The organism is Leclercia adecarboxylata (assembly GCF_006874705.1).
Classification (GTDB): Bacteria; Pseudomonadota; Gammaproteobacteria; order Enterobacterales; family Enterobacteriaceae; genus Enterobacter; species Enterobacter adecarboxylatus_C.
Genome location: NZ_CP035382.1, coordinates 2,398,760 through 2,415,824, shown reverse-complemented (window position 1 = coordinate 2,415,824; position 17,065 = coordinate 2,398,760). Strand labels below are relative to the sequence as shown.

General features: G+C 56.9%; 15 protein-coding genes. 11 read left to right on the top strand and 4 right to left on the bottom strand.

Translation table 11 applies throughout. The annotated features are described in order from the left end of the window. Positions 1-134: 134 nt before the first annotated feature. Positions 135-368, bottom strand: a complete 234-nt coding sequence (locus ES815_RS12490) for a DUF2171 domain-containing protein (protein ID WP_106995659.1) — start codon at positions 366-368, stop codon at positions 135-137. Positions 369-580: 212 nt separating this feature from the next. Between ES815_RS12490 and ES815_RS12485 the strand changes: the two genes are divergently transcribed. From ES815_RS12485 to ES815_RS12470, 4 genes are all read left to right on the top strand, one after another. After that, complete coding sequence (locus ES815_RS12485; RefSeq protein WP_142488072.1) at positions 581-766, top strand: DUF2767 domain-containing protein; 186 nt, start codon at positions 581-583, stop codon at positions 764-766. 386 nt (positions 767-1,152) lie between these two features. Further along, complete coding sequence (locus ES815_RS12480; RefSeq protein WP_142488071.1) at positions 1,153-2,487, top strand: DUF262 domain-containing protein; 1,335 nt, start codon at positions 1,153-1,155, stop codon at positions 2,485-2,487. After that, positions 2,477-4,429 carry a DUF262 domain-containing protein gene (locus tag ES815_RS12475; protein WP_142488070.1) on the top strand — a complete coding sequence of 651 codons (1,953 nt, stop codon included), beginning with the start codon at positions 2,477-2,479 and terminating at the stop codon, positions 4,427-4,429. Before ES815_RS12480 ends, ES815_RS12475 begins: the two co-directional genes overlap by 11 nt. A 29-nt stretch (positions 4,430-4,458) precedes the next feature. Then, the gene (locus ES815_RS12470) at positions 4,459-5,118 is read left to right on the top strand and encodes a hypothetical protein (protein ID WP_142488069.1); all 660 of its coding nucleotides are present in this window, start codon (positions 4,459-4,461) and stop codon (positions 5,116-5,118) included. A 51-nt stretch (positions 5,119-5,169) separates the two neighbouring features. On the opposite strand, the gene ES815_RS12465 is transcribed toward ES815_RS12470, so the two are convergent. Next, complete coding sequence (locus ES815_RS12465) at positions 5,170-6,291, bottom strand: cupin domain-containing protein (protein ID WP_142488068.1); 1,122 nt, start codon at positions 6,289-6,291, stop codon at positions 5,170-5,172. Between the two features lie 206 nt (positions 6,292-6,497). Between ES815_RS12465 and ES815_RS12460 the strand changes: the two genes are divergently transcribed. Then, positions 6,498-6,794 (top strand): SH3 domain-containing protein, encoded by a 297-nt coding sequence (locus ES815_RS12460; protein WP_142488067.1) that lies wholly within the window; start codon positions 6,498-6,500, stop codon positions 6,792-6,794. Here the strand turns inward: ES815_RS12460 and ES815_RS12455 are convergent. After that, positions 6,791-7,561 carry a DeoR/GlpR family DNA-binding transcription regulator gene (locus ES815_RS12455; RefSeq protein ID WP_142488066.1) on the bottom strand — a complete coding sequence of 257 codons (771 nt, stop codon included), beginning with the start codon at positions 7,559-7,561 and terminating at the stop codon, positions 6,791-6,793. The genes ES815_RS12460 and ES815_RS12455 overlap by 4 nt on opposite strands. Positions 7,562-7,659: 98 nt before the next feature. On the opposite strand from ES815_RS12455, the gene ES815_RS23755 reads away from it, so the two are divergent. The 6 genes from ES815_RS23755 to ES815_RS12430 all read left to right on the top strand — a co-directional run bounded on the left by ES815_RS23755 (position 7,660) and on the right by ES815_RS12430 (position 11,440). After that, the gene (locus ES815_RS23755) at positions 7,660-7,818 is read left to right on the top strand and encodes a hypothetical protein (protein WP_156262813.1); all 159 of its coding nucleotides are present in this window, start codon (positions 7,660-7,662) and stop codon (positions 7,816-7,818) included. Then, positions 7,815-8,972, top strand: coding sequence for an MFS transporter (locus ES815_RS12450; protein ID WP_142488065.1), 1,158 nt, complete (start codon positions 7,815-7,817; stop codon positions 8,970-8,972). Before ES815_RS23755 ends, ES815_RS12450 begins: the two co-directional genes overlap by 4 nt. Before the next feature lies 1 nt (position 8,973). Beyond that, complete coding sequence (locus ES815_RS12445) at positions 8,974-9,360, top strand: VOC family protein (RefSeq protein WP_142488064.1); 387 nt, start codon at positions 8,974-8,976, stop codon at positions 9,358-9,360. A 155-nt stretch (positions 9,361-9,515) separates the two neighbouring features. After that, complete coding sequence (locus tag ES815_RS12440; protein WP_106995644.1) at positions 9,516-9,977, top strand: helix-turn-helix domain-containing protein; 462 nt, start codon at positions 9,516-9,518, stop codon at positions 9,975-9,977. Between the two features lie 71 nt (positions 9,978-10,048). Then, on the top strand, positions 10,049-10,552 hold the full coding sequence (locus tag ES815_RS12435; RefSeq protein ID WP_231313182.1) for a PIN domain-containing protein: 504 nt from the start codon (positions 10,049-10,051) through the stop codon (positions 10,550-10,552). Positions 10,553-10,840: 288 nt separating this feature from the next. Then, positions 10,841-11,440, top strand: a complete 600-nt coding sequence (locus ES815_RS12430) for a response regulator transcription factor (protein WP_142488062.1) — start codon at positions 10,841-10,843, stop codon at positions 11,438-11,440. Positions 11,441-11,449: 9 nt separating this feature from the next. Here ES815_RS12430 and ES815_RS12425 read toward each other — a convergent pair whose 3' ends face one another. Beyond that, positions 11,450-17,053 (bottom strand): ATP-binding sensor histidine kinase, encoded by a 5,604-nt coding sequence (locus tag ES815_RS12425; protein ID WP_142488061.1) that lies wholly within the window; start codon positions 17,051-17,053, stop codon positions 11,450-11,452. Between the last annotated feature and the right edge of the window lie 12 nt (positions 17,054-17,065).

The window sequence follows — 17,065 nt, the reverse complement described above, 5'->3', positions numbered from 1 at the left end:
GGAAGCTATTAAAAATAAAACAGTATCACTCCTTTAGCGCGGCGGCAATGCAGGTAAAATTGCCGCCTTAGCATCAATATTAAGCTCCGGCGAAACGCCAGAGCCAAATATTAATAAAGTGGATCGTCAGAGAATTACGCCTCTTGCCAGCTGGCAAACGTCTCTTCATGATTTTTATTCAGCACCACTTTATTGCCGTCAATTTTATCGACCCATTCCAGCGGGATATAATGGTGTTTGCCGCCAGATTCGGAATCGTTTTTTGCCAGCTTAATACGCTCGCCGTCAAGATGGTCAACCGTGCCGACATGGTGACCGCAGCTTGCAACAACCGGAGCATGTTCCTTGATTTCACTCTTGTTTACCATGGTTAATTCTCCTCATCATGTGTTTGCGCGTTGTGATACGAAACTAACTGTAGACCATAAATCCGTTATTTACCGCTTCATTAGCATTTCGAAACATTATTCCCGCTGCATGTTTATGCCCTGAGTGAAATATATAAGAATGGACTGAGAAATATTCCAGACCCGGTGTTATGCCGCATAATTACCCTGACGCACTCAACACGGAGGCATATATGGTAGAAGCCAATCGTACCGAAATATCCCTGGCTCTTGGTGAAGCGGTTTTAGATGTTGTACAAAAAGGCCAGGAGGTGTCGAGAGAGAATCTGGCACGGGCCATGAAAAGTAAAGCCGAGCGAGAACCTAATGACGAGCGCCTTCTTGATTACTGGAAAGCCTGTCACATCCTCGCGGCGTAAAGATGACGGCGTGGGGCTTCGGCCCCGCGCCGCACAACTATCAGCGGGAGGCGGTAGTCAATGCCATAGCGCGTGCAGAAGCCGATAAAACAGTCGATATCGAAGAAACGTTTTGTGTATATTTTCGACGTTAGGGCGCTGTTCATAAATCAATCCGTGCAGAGCATAAACGCCTCAGTTTTAACCTTCCCCGAACATATCAATAGCTATCTGTTTTATAGAATTAATAAGATCATGCGAAACCGAAATAGTTGAGAATGAAAAAAAAACCTGATGTGATGTCACCTTCAAAAACGCTATAAAAATCAGTAGATTTATCTTCTTTATGATATCTATTAGACTATCAAAAAAACCCTTCCTTCCACTATTTCCTTACAGTTATTACTATGGCCATTCTGAGTAAAAATATAGTCACGGTAAAAGAGGCTCTGGAAAAATCTCTTTCTATCCCTGATTACCAGCGCCCCTATAAGTGGCGTGAGTTTCACGTAAATCAACTCCTTGAAGATATCATTCAGCACCGACATCAATCACGGTACCGGCTAGGAACCATTGTGTCGTATAAAAACAGGCACAACAGTCCAGCAGAAGAGATCGTTGATGGTCAGCAACGGTTACTGACTTTGAGCCTCCTGTGCGCACTGCTTGATGAAAAACAAGAGTATTGTTCACCTTCACTACTGCGCCACGCCTTCAATAACAGCATTACACAGCATAATGTCGAAAAAAATGTCGAGCTTATTCGTCGTCGTCTGAGCCAGGTATCCACCGAAGATCAAAAGAGTATTTATCATTATCTCCTTCACAGTTGCGAACTGATCTGCGTGACATTAGATAATCTCAGCGAAGCATTTCAGTTCTTCGATTCGCAAAATGCTCGTGGCAAACCGCTTGAAGCCTACGATCTGCTTAAGGCCTTTCATTTACGAGAGATGGATGAAAACACCCCAGAAGAACGGCAGCGTTGCGTCAAAACCTGGGAAAACGATGTCAAACCTAAAAAGGATCGCTTTGCTCGTCCAAACCTCGATCAGTTAATGAGTAAAACCCTTTACCCCCTACGATGCTGGGCAAATGGTGAGCCTGGCCACGCTCTGACAAAAAGTCAGATCCATATTTTTAAAGGGGTTTCTGCCAACAAGAATAGCTGGCGCTACGCGACAAACCTGGTCACATTAGACAAGCTGATGGATGACTTTAACCGGGATCCCCAACGCCAGATAAATGGGGAGAAAATGCTGTTTCCCTTCCAGATCGATCAGTACCTGATTAATGGGAAACGCTTTTTTGAATATATAGATCATTACGGTTCGCTGTATGAATCGCTGTTTCACCCTCAATCCTCCCCTGTTAATGCCCTGCTGAACATTCTGACCCGGTATGAAGGTGCCACCCGCATCGGCGATCGCTATGTGCGTAACCTGTTCAACTGTGCGTTGTTCTACTATCACGACAGGTTTGGCGATGAAGAACTCGAAAAAGTCGCTGAAGTTTGTTTTGCATGGAGCTACCGGCTTCGCCTCCAGCATCACCGTATAACGGTGGAAACGATCGAGAATGCAGCTCTTAGTTCACAGGGGTTGCTACGCAGGATAAAGCTGGCACATCAGCCAGGCGATGTTCTCAATTACCTCGTTCCCATCATCTATATCGATGATATTAAAGGAACGAAAGTTGATCTTCTTACCAGTACATTAAAAGAGAAAGGCTATGTTAGATAACTCATCTGCGCAAAAGTACGTGGCGGCGCTGACGGTTGGCCAACTCTTCCGAAATGGTCATTATACGATACCGATTTATCAACGTAATTACGCATGGGGCCAGGAAGAGATTGAGCAATTAATTCAGGATATATGGGATGTTGCCCAGATAAACCGGGGAGATAACCAGTATTTTATTGGTAGTCTGGTCGTTGCGGAAAAAGGTGCTGGCCGTTTTGAAACGATCGATGGGCAGCAACGATATACCACGCTCAGCATTTTGCTTGCGGTGATGAAAAATGCGTTTTATTTACGCTTACCCGACATTGTGAAACTTAATCTTCATTTTGACTGCCGGGACGAATCAGATGCGACGTTGAAGAGCTTGTTTGAAATGGGTGACATTCCCGCCGATGAAAAGAATGTGGAACCCATGATCGCTCAAGCCTGGCGCATTATGGTGAGTTTCATTGCCAAAAAAGATATCGATCGGCAGGCCTTCCTTCGCTTTCTCCTGGAAAACGTCGTCGTTTTACGTGTAACTGTTCCTGCTGATACCGATTTGAATCATTATTTTGAGATTATGAATAACCGTGGGGAGCAGTTAGAAAAACACGAAATCCTCAAAGCCCGGTTGATGGACAAATTGGGGGAAAGTGCCAGCAATAGTGAACGCGCCGTGTTTTCTATCCTCTGGGATGCCTGCGCCAATATGCAACGTTATGTGCAATTAGGTGTGCATCACTCGCTGCGGGATCAGTGGTTTGGCCACAACTGGGATAGGATCCCGCAAGATTTTGACACCCTCCAGTCCCCACGCCTGGAGCGCGATAAAAACGACGAAAACCGTACCCTGCACGATATTATCTTCCACCCAAGGGGCAATCTCCCGGAGCCTGCCAGTAAACACGAATCTGATGAAGAACATCCTGGCACCTTTGGTTCGGTCATTACTTTCCCCAATTTTCTGTTGCAGGTGCTCCGTCTTACGTGGCCCGACACTCCTCTGGACGATAAGCGCCTGCTGGATACGTTCATCGCAAACAACCCTGATCCCCGGCAATTTATAATGCAGTTATTAAGATGCCGGATGCTATTTGATAACTATATTATTAAGCGCAAGCATGATAATGCCTGGAGCCTGCAAGCTCTGACGCGCTATCAAAAAAGCTTCAGTTATAAAAGCGCCTTCCCCTCGCCGGAAAAAGCGTCAGTACGTGAGCAAAATATTCCCCTTAATGACAATCTGATCATGTTGTTATCCATGTTCCACGTTTCGTTTCCGGCGCAAATCTACAAACACTGGTTAAACGGCGCATTATTTTGGCTGAATAAATACGCAGCTCCCGACCAGCTCAATGTGAATGGTCGGGACTATCTCAATTATCTGGAAAATTTAGCAAATCATTTCTTGCTCGAGCGATTAATGGGCACTGCAAACGAGCATACCTATCGCTTCGACGTGTTGGAAAATGCGCCTACCTGCTTCCCCGCGACCCTCGACGAAGCCCCGCTGCACAGAGGCACCGCAGTACAAAACTATATCTTTAACCGCCTTGATTATCTGCTGTGGTTAAACCTTAAAAATAAACGATCTTTTTCTGGCGTGAATATGGCATATATCCAGAAGAGGCTTGAGGGCTTCGCGTTTACCTTCAGAACCTCAGTGGAACATTACTGGCCACAGCATCCTCAGGGCAATGCGCTGCCGCTTGAAAAATCTAAAGATTTAAGCGAAGGCGTCGATAATTTTGGCAATCTTTGTCTTATCAGCCACAGCAATAATTCAAAGTTAAGCAACTATTCTCCTTTAGCAAAAAAAGAGCACTACGAGGAGAGTACAAGCGTCGAAAGCCTGAAGCAGGTGTTCATGATGAGTTACGACCATTGGGGTCCCCTGGCAGTGAAAAATATCCTTCATCATAAAAATATGATGATAAATGTTCTGCTCTACCGGCACTAACAACGCGAAGAAAAAAGGAGCTGCATACAGTGACATTACTTAAATTACAAACCAGCAAAGGGGCACTGCCCACCATCGAAATTGATATGGACATGCTGGATAAATCGGGCATATCACTTAACGATTTCGTCGGCCCTGTGCTTTCTGCACTGGCTCGCTGTTCACCCCACCCGCGCTGCACGATTTACCAGTACATGACCGCCAGCGTAAATTTTATGCGCCATTGTTGGTCTGTTTTTTTGATTGTGGACGGTAAAGAAGAGATTCTGAACGCGTTTGGCGATGCCGTTCGCTATAAAAAAGAGAGTGAATCTCGTTTTAGTGATGAGATTCCCTCGTCATATGGCACTCCGCTTTATCATCTCCAGGACGGTGTCGCATGGGTGATGGAGAACGGCGACTGGAAGCTATTAGAAGCTGAAGACGACCTTACTGAGCCCGAAGGAGAGGATGACTTTGAAGAAGAGGCTCCAGAAGATGTGGATACAGTCAACGCCACTCCACCCGGAAAGAAAGGTCGCCTGCGAGCAGCCCGCGGCGATGCGCGTGTGGGAAGTATCAGAAATACGATTGAATCACTCTTCGGTTTACCGGAAGGCTCCGTCGCTCTGGTCGGCCCGGACGGGCGTGCGCTACGCGCAGATGCATTTATACGCACTCTGAGAACCCGATGGGGTTATGACGATTAATTGCAGTAACTAGCCTGCGTCGGCCAGACTCCCGACGCAGGCTTTCTATAATCACTCGTCAAAGAACCAGTAGCCCTGGTTAATCAGCCCGGTCAGCTCTTCCACAAACACCGGGTTTTGCAGGGCAGCGCCCAGCTCCACCTGGCCCAGCTCGGTGTAGCGACACAGCGCATCCGCCGCCGTCGCGTCCACCGTCTCCAGCTGCTCGCTGTTGATAAAGAAACTGCCGCCGATATTCAATACCCGCAGCCCGCTCAGGCGAGTCAGGGTTTCGCCGCCCAGCAGCGCGTCGAGCACCTCTTCCGGGACATACTCCGGCTCGGCAGGGGCGATATCCAGCTCGTGGCGCGGGGTGGAGATAAAGCTGCCAAACCACTGCTTAAAGGTGTCCGGCTGGCTAATCATCTCGAACATCATCTTACGCAGCCGCTCGAGCTCGTACTCTTCCACCCGGCCCGGGTGTTCGCGACAGGTCAGATCCGGATCGCTGTAGTGCTCCCCACCCAGATCGTTTTCCAGGGCGTAATCGGCAAAGCTGCTGATCAGATCCCGGCCGTTCGGGCCACGGAAGCCTACCGAGTAGTTAAGCGCCGTCTCGTGGGTAAAGCCGTCGTGCGGGAATCCAGGCGGAATGTAGAGGATGTCGCCCGGGGCCAGATCTTCATCGATGATCGGCTCGAACGGATCGACATGCAGCAGCGCCGGATGCGGGCAGAACTGGCGCATCGGCAGTTTGTCCCCCACGCGCCAGCGGCGGCTCCCCATCCCCTGGATGATAAACACATCGTACTGGTCGATATGCGGGCCCACGCCGCCGCCCGGTACGGAGAAGGAGATCATCAGATCGTCCAGACGCCAGTCCGGCAGCACGCGGAACGGACGTACCAGCTCGGCAGCCGGTGCGTGCCAGTGGTTGACCGCCTGCGCCAGCAGCGACCAGCCGGTTTCGCCTAAGCCATCGAAGTGCTCGAACGGACCGTTGCTGGCATGCCATTTACCCTCTTTATGGCTGACCAGGCGACTGTCCACTTCCGGCTCCATCGCCAGCCCTGCCAGCTCGTCGGGGCTGATAGGATCGATAAAATTGGGCAGGGCGTTCTTTAAAACGACAGGTTTCTTTTGCCAGTATTTTTCTAAAAATTCCGGCCAGTTCAGGTTGAGTTGATACGCCATGGTTAGCACCAGTGAAAAGACAAACGGGCCTGATTATAGAAAGAGGCCGGGCCAGGCTGCCTTGTCGTGGGTCAAGCGGGGATGAAATCTGCGGCATTCAGCCTTTCGCATGACACCGCCTGACAGTTTCACGCTTTATCGTGAGCGCAAGATAAAGAGCGACTTATATCGTTAATCACAAAGAGTGCACTGTTATGAGGCCTGCCATGAGCCCGTTCATCGAACTTCCCATTTCTGCCCATGTGAAGACCCTGATGGAGGTCTGCACGCGCAAAGAGAGCCCGTCCGTGTTTGCGCCTGTGGCCCACGCGCTGCCCGCGGGGAGCCGCATCAGCGTGCAGGCGGCGGTGGTGGGCGATGCGGTACAGGGCAATCCGCACTGGTACCGGATTGATGACGACACCTTTATCTGGTCAGGGGCCTGTAGCCGAATCGACCCCTGCCCCGAGTTTCCGCCCTGCACCAGGGTCAGCTGGACGGCAGTGGTGTTTGAGGTGCGTTAGGCGCAGATAATCCGCACATCCTGGGCTTCAAAGGCGGCGATCGCCTCCTGATCCAGGTCTGCCTCCACCACCAGCACGTCGATTTCGCTGCTTTGCGCCACCACAAAGCGCGCCACCCCGGGGATTTTATCGGTGGTGAGCGCCACAATGGTCTGGCTGCTCTGGCCGATGACCGCTTTTTTGAACTCGCAGTCGGCGAAGTCGAACCCGGTCAGCCCCATCCCCGGATCCATCGCGCAGCCGCCGATAAACGCCTGATCGAAAATAATCCCCTGGATCTGGCTCGCCGCCGTGGCCCCCACCGCACCGCCGGAGCTGCGCTGGATCTGTCCGCCGGTGATGATCACCTCGCACAGAGGATGACGCAGCAGCTCGGCGGCGATGGCCGGGGAGTTGGTCACCACGGTGATCGCCAGATCCGGCGGCAGGGCCTTCGCCAGTGCGAGGTTGGTGGTGCCGGTATCAATAAAAATACAGCTGCCTGCTTTGATCAGGGTTGCCGCTTTCTGCGCGATCGTGATTTTTTTTGCGTGATTTTTTTGCTCGCGGCTGTAGAAGTTTCCGGCATCCGCCAGCAGCAACACCGCCCCACCGTAGACCTTCTTACAGAACCCCTCTTTGCTAAGCTCATGTAAATCCCGGCGAATGGTATGTTCCGACACCTGCATCCGGATCGCCAGTTCGGCGCACACTACCCTGCCATTTTCCTGCAGGATCTGGCGGATCAGATCTTGTCGTTGTTCCGGGAAAGCTGCATAATCGAGCATAAATTATCTTCTCTGGATTTGAATCGAGCAACAATGCGCATAATGTTGCATGACGGCGCGCTCTGTCAATCCACCAGGCCCGAAACCGGAGCGTCACGATGAAATACTATGATAGTTACCGTCAGCAGGTACCCGCCACCAAACCCCATGACGGCTTCCTGTTTGAACCTGTGACCTCACATGCGCGCGCCGGGGAGAAGGTGCAGCACAAAACGCCCGCCTCCCCGTCACTGAAACCTTATAAGGATGTGAAATGACCCAGCAGACCACCGGAGCCGTCCAGCGGCTTGCCACCCGGATCGTCTTTTTTATTGCCGGCTACGTCACCGCCACCTGGGCGGTGCTGGTGCCCTATGCCAAAGCCAATACCGGCGTTAACGAGGCCACGCTCGGCTCGCTGCTGCTGTGCCTGGGGATGGGGGCGCTGATCGCGATGCCGCTCACCGGGATGCTGACCAGCCGCTACGGCTGCCGTCGGGTGATTGTCACCGCGATGGCGCTCGTGCTACTCACCACGCCCCTGCTGGCGATTATTCCGGATCCGCGCCTGCTGGCCGCCGCCCTGCTGCTGTTCGGCGTCGGCGTCGGCGTGACGGACTGCGCCATGAACATTCAGGCGATCATTGTCGAACGCGATTCGCCCACGCCGGTGATGTCCGGCTTCCACGGCATGTACAGCGTCGGCGGCATCGCGGGGGCGGGGGCGATGACCCTGCTCCTGACCCTCGGGGCCAGCGCCTTTGTCGCCTGCCTGATTATTATCCTGAGCGTTATCCTGATGCTGGCCTTCAGCCTGAAAGGGCTGCTGCCGTGGGCTAACCCCGCCTCCGGCCCGGCGTTTGCTGTTCCGCGCGGCGTGGTGCTGCTGATTGGCGCCATCTGCTTTGCGGTGTTCCTCGCCGAAGGGACGGTGCTGGACTGGAGCGCGGTATTCCTGACCGAAGTGCGCGGCGTACCGGAGTCGCTGGGCGGGCTGGGCTTCACCTGCTTTGCGGTGGCGATGACGATTTTCCGCTTAACCGGCGATAAGCTGATCGCCCGCACCGGCGCCCTGCGCGCCGTGGTGGGCGGCGCGATCGTGGCCGTTATTGGCTTTGCGCTGGTGATCTTTATGCCGCTGTGGCAGCTGTCGCTGCTGGGCTACGTGCTGGTGGGTGCCGGCTGCGCCAATATCGTACCGGTGATGTTCTCCGCCGTTGGCCGTCAGACCCGCATGCCGCAGGCGGTCGCCGTGCCGGCCATTACTACTCTGGGCTATCTCGGCGTGCTCGCCGGACCCGCGATTATCGGCTACGTGGCGCATGCCACCTCTCTAACCCAGGCGTTTATGGTCATTATGCTGCTGATGCTGGTCGTCGCGGCGCTGTCCGTAACCGTCACCGCTAACCAACCCGCCCGCAGCGAGGGATAATATGAATATTGCACATGTCGCACTCTGGACCCACAACCTCGACGCCCAGGTCCACTTCTGGGAGACGGTGTTTGGCGCACGCCGCAACGAACGCTACCTGAGTAAAAACCGCCCGGGGTTTGCGTCGCACTTTATGACCCTCAGCGACGGTCCGACCATCGAGCTGATGACCGTCCCGGCGCTGGCCGGGTCACCACCGCACGCGGAGTTTGTCGGTTGGGCGCATATCGCCCTGAACGTCGGTAGCAAAGCGGATGTGGATCGGATGGCGGAGCAGGCGCGGTTAAACAACACGCTCCTGAGCGCCCCACGGATGACCGGCGATGGCTATTATGAGGCGGTGATTGCGGATCCGGACGGGAACCGTATTGAGCTGGTGGGGGAGTGATCACCTACTGAATACTATCTGAAGTAAAAGCTCCGCAATGCGGGGCTTTTCGTTTATTTCGTTTGTTGTGTTTTTCGTTTGTTTCGATTACAGTTCTCTATGGTGTACTTTTACTCACCCTAAACCTGAAACTCGACACTAACTGGAACACTAAAATGACAAACTCACTTCTGAACAGCCTTACGTTACCGGCTCCAAAGGAGATTGAGGCAGCTGTACGCGGACAAAGGGAGCTTGCTACGTTCCTGTCCACAAAGCAGGAAACGCAGAAAATTACGATTCAGGATGCACAGGATGTGACCCATCAAATAGAGCTTCCAACCTCTTCACTGACGCTTCTGATGAGTATCCTCGGTGAACTGGCTGCGGGCAATGCCGTCCAGGTTGTGCCCGTGCATGCTGAATTAACGACGCAGGAAGCTGCCAACATCCTGAACGTTTCGCGCCCACATATGGTGAAACTTCTGGAGGAAGGAAAGCTGCCTTTCCATAAAACTGGCCGTCATCGCCGCATTCTTTTTGCAGACTTGATGAAGTACAAAGATCAGCGTGATGCAGAAAGCATACAAGCCCTTCGCGAGCTGGCGGAACAAAGTCAGGAGCTTGGATTTTACTGATGACACACTCACCCTATCCCGTCGTTCTTGATGCCTGCGTGCTATACCCATCAATGCTGCGGGATCTTCTCATGCACATTGGGAAGACTGGCTTATATCAGCCCAAATGGACTACTCAGATACACGATGAATGGCAGCGTAATCTGCTTATTAATCGCCCTGATATCACCGCAGACCAGCTGAAGCGCACCGAAATGCTCATGAATAAAGCCTTCGGCGACGCCTGCGTATCAGGGTATGAGAGTATTATTGATGGCCTTAGCCTGCCGGATCAGGATGACAGGCATGTACTCGCCGCGGCGATTCGTTCGGATTCCGAAGTGATTGTAACCTACAATCTTGTCGATTTTCCCGGCGGAAACCTGGCTGAATTTGATGTTGAAGCGCTCCACCCGGATGAGTTCTTATCAGACCTTTTTGACCTGAACCATGCGCTGGTTCTCGAGGCGGTGAGAATGCAGCGATCGCACCTGCGTCATCCTCCCCTCAACCCAGACCAATTTTTGCAAGGCCTGCTGCAACTGGGCTTGCCGAAAACAGTGACTGAGCTGGAAAAATACAGAGTAATGATTTAGCCTTTTTTCGGCAGGCGCCTGAACCCGCTGCGTTTATCACTCTCCCCTTCTCAATTGACGACAATTTGACCAATTCTGACCTACGCTTACCCAATGTGAAAAGCGGTTTTGAATACTCACCCCTCGCTTTCATACAGTTATCATATTGTTAAATGATAATGATAATTAATGTGTTAGAGTAGTTGCGTTCGAAAGCTGCCACCATAACCGCTTGAACATCAGGAAGGTGGTTTTCACGCTGAGCGAAAATCCTCTCATCTCTGTCAGGCTGAATCATTGGGGCTATTAATGGAACACATTGTTTACGTCGTTGATGATGATCACGCTGTCAGGCGGTCCGTGGTCGGGCTGCTGGAGTCCGCCGGGCTGAACGCCCTCGACTTCTCTTCGGCAGAATCTTTTCTGCAACACACCTTTGAAGATGTGCCCTCCTGCGTGATCCTCGATATGCAGATGCCCACCATCAGCGGGTTTGAGGTGGCGGATACCCTGAAGGCGAGCGGGCGCGAAATCCCGATTATCTACCTCACCGGCCACGGCACCATCCCCATGTCAGTGAAGGCGATGAAGGGCGGCGCGTATGAGTTCCTCACCAAGCCGGTGGCGTCGAACGATCTGATCGACTCCATTAGCGCAGCGCTGAAGCAGGCGGAAGAGAACGCCTCGCACCTGCGCGAGCAGTACTCCCTCAGGCAGCGCCATCTCTCCCTCACCCCGCGCGAGCAGCAGGTGTTACAGCTGGCGATCAGCGGGATGCTGAACAAGCAGATCGCCGCCGAGCTGGGGGTGAGTGAGATCACCGTCAAAGTGCACCGCCGACGGGTGATGGACAAAATGCAGGCCCGCTCGCTGGCGGATCTGGTCAGGGCCGCCGGGCGCCTGACCTGAAGCCTGCCGTCAGAGCGGCTCCACGCTCGTCGCCAGCGGCAGGGTAAAGGCAAAGATACAGCCGTGCGGCTCGCGGTTGCGGGCCGTCAGCTTACCCCGGTGGCGCTCAATAATCGTGTAGCTGATGGTCAGCCCCACCCCCATCCCCTGGGCTTTGGTGGAGTAGAACGAGTCAAAGATGCGCTCGCTCATCCCCGGCCCGATGCCGGTGCCGCTGTCGGCCATTTCAAAAGTAATGCCCCCGCGCTCCGGGTTCGACGTCGACAGCACCAGGCTGCCTGGGCGATCCTTGATCTCCGCCATCGCCTCTACCGCGTTCATCACCAGGTTCAGCAGCACCTGCTGGATCTGCACGCTGTCCCCCACGATAAAGCTGTCTGCCGCCGCCAGGTCATAGCTGACGCTGATGCGCCGCTGCTCCAGCTCGCTGCGCGACAGGGTGATGATGTGTCGCACCAGATGGTGCAGATCGATGCGGGCGAAGGTCGGATCCTGTCTGCGGGTGAGGGATTGCAGGCTGCGGATGATCTCCCCTGCCCGCTCCCCCTCGGAGACAATCTCCTCCAGCCCGATGCGGGCCTTGTCCAGCCGGGCCGGATCGCGATTGAGCCAGCGCAGGCTGGCCCCGGCGTTGGCGACAATCGACATCAGCGGCTGGTTGATCTCATGGGCGATGGACGAGGTGAGCTGCCCGACGGTGGTGGCGCGCGCCACGCGGGCCAGCTCGGCCTGGGCCACGCGCATCGCGTCTTCCGCCGTCCGCTGGGTGGTGATGTCGGTGATGATGCCGTAATACTCGTTCACTTCGCTGCCCACGCCTACCGGATCACCAATCCCCAGAATGGTGCGGGTGGCACCGTCGGCGCGGATAATGCGGAACTCGGCGCGCATGGTCAGGCCGTCGCGCACGCTCTCGGTTACCAGGGTGCTGATGCGCGGATAGTCATCGGGATGCACAAAGGTCAGGAACTCGGCCATCGAGATCATCTTCTGCTTCTCAGGCAGGCCGAGGATGCGGGCGTACTCTTCCGGCATAAACATCAGATCCTGCTCCAGCTCCCAGCGCCAGCTGCCGGTGTGGCTGATCTGCTCTCCCAGCATCAGCGAAGTCTGGCTGGCCCGCAGCTCTTTCTCGACCCGACGACGCTGGAGGTTCTCTTCCAGCAGCTCGGCATAGAGCCGGGCGGTCTCCAGCGAGATGGCGGCATGCGCGCCCAGCAGGCTCACCACCCGGGAGTGTTCCACGGTAAAGACCTCCGGCATCAGGCGGTTCTCCAGATAGAGCACCCCCACCAGCCGCGCCTGCTTGAACATCGGGACGCACATCACCGCCGCCCCGGAGGTCACCAGATATGGGTCCTGGCTGAAGGGGTGGAACTCCTCCGGCTTGCCGGTGTGGATCTCCTGCCCGGTGCGGATCACCGCCGCCAGCACCGTCAGCGGCATGTCGGTGGCCATCGGCACCTCTTTGCGGATCTGCACCCGCACCCCGTCGGTGGTGGTGCTGGCGCTGGCCTCGATCTCCGGAATGTTGTTGTCATTCACCCGGATCAAAAAGCCGCGCTGGGCGCCGGCCCGCTCCAGCAGGATGGTCATCAGGGTTTCGATCAGCCGTTCGAGATTGATCTCCTCCGACAGGGCGCGCGAGGCCTTGATCACGCTCTGCAGATCGCGGATCTCCTCGTTGCGGGCAAAGGCCACCGTGTCCCAGGCGTTGGCCTGTCCGGGGGCCAGCAGGTAAGGGAAATCCAGCTCCAGCTGGCGCACCTTGGACCGCGCTCCGGCCCGGCCCCAGGCGGTCATCGCCCCGCGGAAATGGGCATCGGCGGCGGTGGTGTAGCCGCAGGCGTGGGCGAAGCGCCCGGCCAGCTCATGGGCCAGGGCGTTGAACGGGTTAAAACCGCCGTCGCGCGACAGGCGCACCGCCTTCTCGTACTGCTCGAGGGCGATGCTGTTCATGCCGTCCAGCCGCACGATCTCGGCGTAGATCAGCGCCTCTTTATCGGCAAAGGTGCCCGGGTTGATCCGCGCCCAGAGGGCGATTTTGTCATAGTGAAGGTGGATCTGACGGCGCAGGTCGGCGGAAAAGGTCTCCGGGGTCAGCTGCTGAGAGAGCGTCAGGGCGCTGTAAAGATGGTAATCCAGGAGATGAATATGGCCGGGGGCGGACCAGGCAAACCGCCCGGCCTGGGCGAGGTTATCTGCCGCCTGCGGGAATTCGCCGCAGGCGAAGTGGGCCATGCCGCGATAGAGCCAGAACCAGAACAGCATGGTGGAGGTCTGCTCCGTGGCCTGCTCCGGGGCGACCGGCAGCAGGGAGTGCGGCAGCACCTCGCTGGCGCTCCAGTGGCCGCTCACCGGGGTGCGCAGGTGCTCCACGTAGTGGCGCTGCATCAGCAGGATCGCCTCCACGTCCTGGTAATGGGTTTTGCGCACGAAGGCCAGCCCGCGCTCGATGCTGGTCAGTACCCCGTCGAGGTGATCGCCCCGGGTGAGGAAGTTGATCACCTGATGGCAGGCGGCAAAGCAGGCCACCGTCATGTCCCCGTGGGTCACGGCGGAGGTGAAGCAGGCCTTGGCGCACTCGATGGTGTAGCCCAGCGGCTGGGTCCAGACGCTGAGCTGATCCAGCGGCAGCAGGGTTTTGGCCTCAAAGGCGTCGTAGCCGTGGCGGTTGACCAGCTCCCGGGCCAGGGTGCCGTACTGGAAGCCGAGGCGATATTCGGCGTAACGGTGGCCGATCAGCACCCCGAACCACGCCATCGCCGGGGCCGACGCGCCGGTAATGCCGTGATCCAGGGTCAGGTGCATCATCCGGCACAGCAGGATGAAATGCAGGCGCGAGCTGGTAAAGCTGGCAAACAGGCTGGCACTGTTGAGCAGATTCATCACCGCTTCGGTGTCGCCGTCGGTCATCCGCGGCAGTCCGGCAAAATGGCCCTGCGGGTTATCGCCGACGCGGTTGCACAGGCTGTGCCAGGCCTCGTCGCACTCGGCGGCCTCCGGGTAGCGGCTGACGTGAATGCCAAACACCGCCAGCCAGCTCAGGGCCGCCTCCAGCGCCAGCCGGTTGTCGGACTGGCGCATATAAACTTCGGCCAGCAGGTTGGCCGCCAGCGCTTTTTCCGCCAGCCCGCCGGGGGAGCTGAGAATGCGGTCGCAGAGTCGGCGGGTGGCATCGAGATTGCCCAGCGCGAACTGGCACCCGGCCTCCTCGCTGTCCAGCGTGAAGTCGCTGGCGCTCTCCGGCAGCGCACCGGCGTTACCCAGCGCGCGGGCGGTCTGGATATAGCTCAGGGCCGAGAGGTAATCCCCCGAACGGCGGGCGCGGCGGGCCGCCAGCAGGCTCAGCTCGCGGAACATCTGGCGCTGGGGAGCAGGCTGAATGCAGTCCAGCGCCGCCGTGACGTGATGCACGGCGCGGAACAGGATCTCGTTGCCCGCCGCCTGACGGGCCGACTCCGCCAGCAGGCTGGCGGTGGTGAGGTGCAGACGGCTGCGCTCGGCATTATCCAGCAGGGCGAAGGCTGCCTCCTGAACCCGGTCATGGGTAAAGGCATAGCTGTCGGCGCTGAGCGTGATCAGCTGCGCCGTTACCGCCGGATGCAGGGCATAGCGGATCTCCGCCACCGACATCGCCACCACCCGGCAGACCATCTCCAGCTCGCCGCTGCCGCCGAGGCAGGCGATGCTGCCCAGCAGCCGCCGGGTGTCGTCCGGCATCTCCTCCAGCTGCTGCAACACCAGCGTGACCACGTTTTCGGTGTAGTGCCGGGTGCGGATGGCGTGCAGATCGTAGTGCCACTTATCCTGATATTTGTTGTGCGTCACCAGCCCGTCATCAACGATGCGGCGGAAAAATTCATGCACAAACAGCGGGTTGCCGCCGGTTTTTTCGTGGATCAGCCCGGCCAGATCGAGGGTGCTGGCCGAGCGGGTATGGAAGATGTTCCCCAGCCAGCGCGACACCGCTTTCACCGACAGCGGCTCCGGACGCAGCTCGGTGGTGTTGCGCGAGGCCAGGTGCAGATTCGCCAGCTGGTGATGCAGGGCGCTGTCCGGCAGCGAGCAGGCATCCCGGTGCGCCACCACCATCAGCAGCGGCACGGCGCTGGCGTGGATCAGCAGGTATTCCAGAATTTGCAGGCTGGCGGGGTCGATCCAGTGGATATCGTCCAGCAGCAGCACCAGCGGGCAGCCCGCGCTGGCGAAGGCTTTCACCAGCGCCAGCACCATGTGGCTGAAGCGCGCCCGGGCGTCGATGGAGAAGGTATCGCTGGAGAAGCGCGGCTTGTTATCCAGCAGCAGCCGCAGCTCCGGCACCAGGCTGACGGCTAAGGCTTCGTAGCCCTCCAGCTCGCGGGACAGGCGAACCTTCCACAGGGCCACCTCCTCCGCCGGCAGCCCCAGCAGATGCAGCACCAGGTTACGAAACGCCGAGGTCAGCGCCGCATAAGGCAGCGTGGGGGAAAACTGATCCACCTTGCCCACCGCCAGCAGCACGCTGCGGTGTTGCAGGGCCTTCAGCCCCGAGGCGATCAGCGACGATTTGCCGATCCCCGACGGGCCGCTAATCGCCACGAATCCGGCGATGGCATCGCGATTGACCCGCTCAAAGGCGTGAAGCAGCTCCGCCGCCTGGGGATGGGCGGTGTAAAGGGTGTCGGTAAGATGAAACGCGGGAGAGCGATCCTGCAGGCCGGGGGTAAAGGCGGCGATCTCCCCGTCGTCGCTCAGGGTCGCCTGGCAGCGACGCAGATCGGCAATCAGGCCATCCACGGTCTGATAGCGGTTCTCCGGTTTTTTCGCCAGCAGCTTGAGGACGATGGTCGACAGCATGGCGGGCACGCCGGGACACACCGCGCCAGGGGCGCGGGGCTCGGAGGCGATGTGATAGTGCGCCCATTTGCCCTGATCCTCGCCGCCCAGCTCAAACGGCAGGCTGCCGGTGAGCAGCTCGTAGAGCACCACCCCGAGGCTGTAGAGATCGCTGCGGTTATCCACCGAGCGATGGGTGCGGGTGGTGTGCTCCGGCGACATGTAGGCGGGAGTACCGCCCACCACCGCCAGCCGGGATTGCTGGATCTCTTCCGAGGTGCCGGACGACAGGCCAAAGCCCCCCAGCCGACAGCGGTTGTCCTCGTGAATAAAGATATTGCCGGGCTTGATATCCCCGTGCACCAGGTTGCGCAGATGCATCAGGCGCAGGGGCAGGCTGATGCGGATCGCCAGCTCAAGAAAGCTCTGGATGCAGGCCATCGGCGCGCCGACAATTCGCGTCAGCAGCACAAACGAAAAGGGGGCATAAACCAGTGCAAAGCGCCCGTGGTACTGCGTGCTGGCCACCGGGCGGATGGCCCAGTCGTCGCTCAGGTACTCCCGCAGGGCAAACTCGTTGCGCAGCAGGCGCGTTGCGCTGGCCTCTTCTTCATCGCTCACCCCGGTGGCGATGATAAACGACCCACCGGAGCTGGGCAGGCGGGCATTGAGCCAGCAGAGGCTCCCCTCCTGCCCCAGCGGGGTAAAAATGACGTCTTCTTTAAGCACAAAAGCCCGCCCTTCCGCTAAATTTTCGGGGGCAGGCCAGCGAGCAGGCAGCGATGTATTGGTCATCCACGTTCCTTT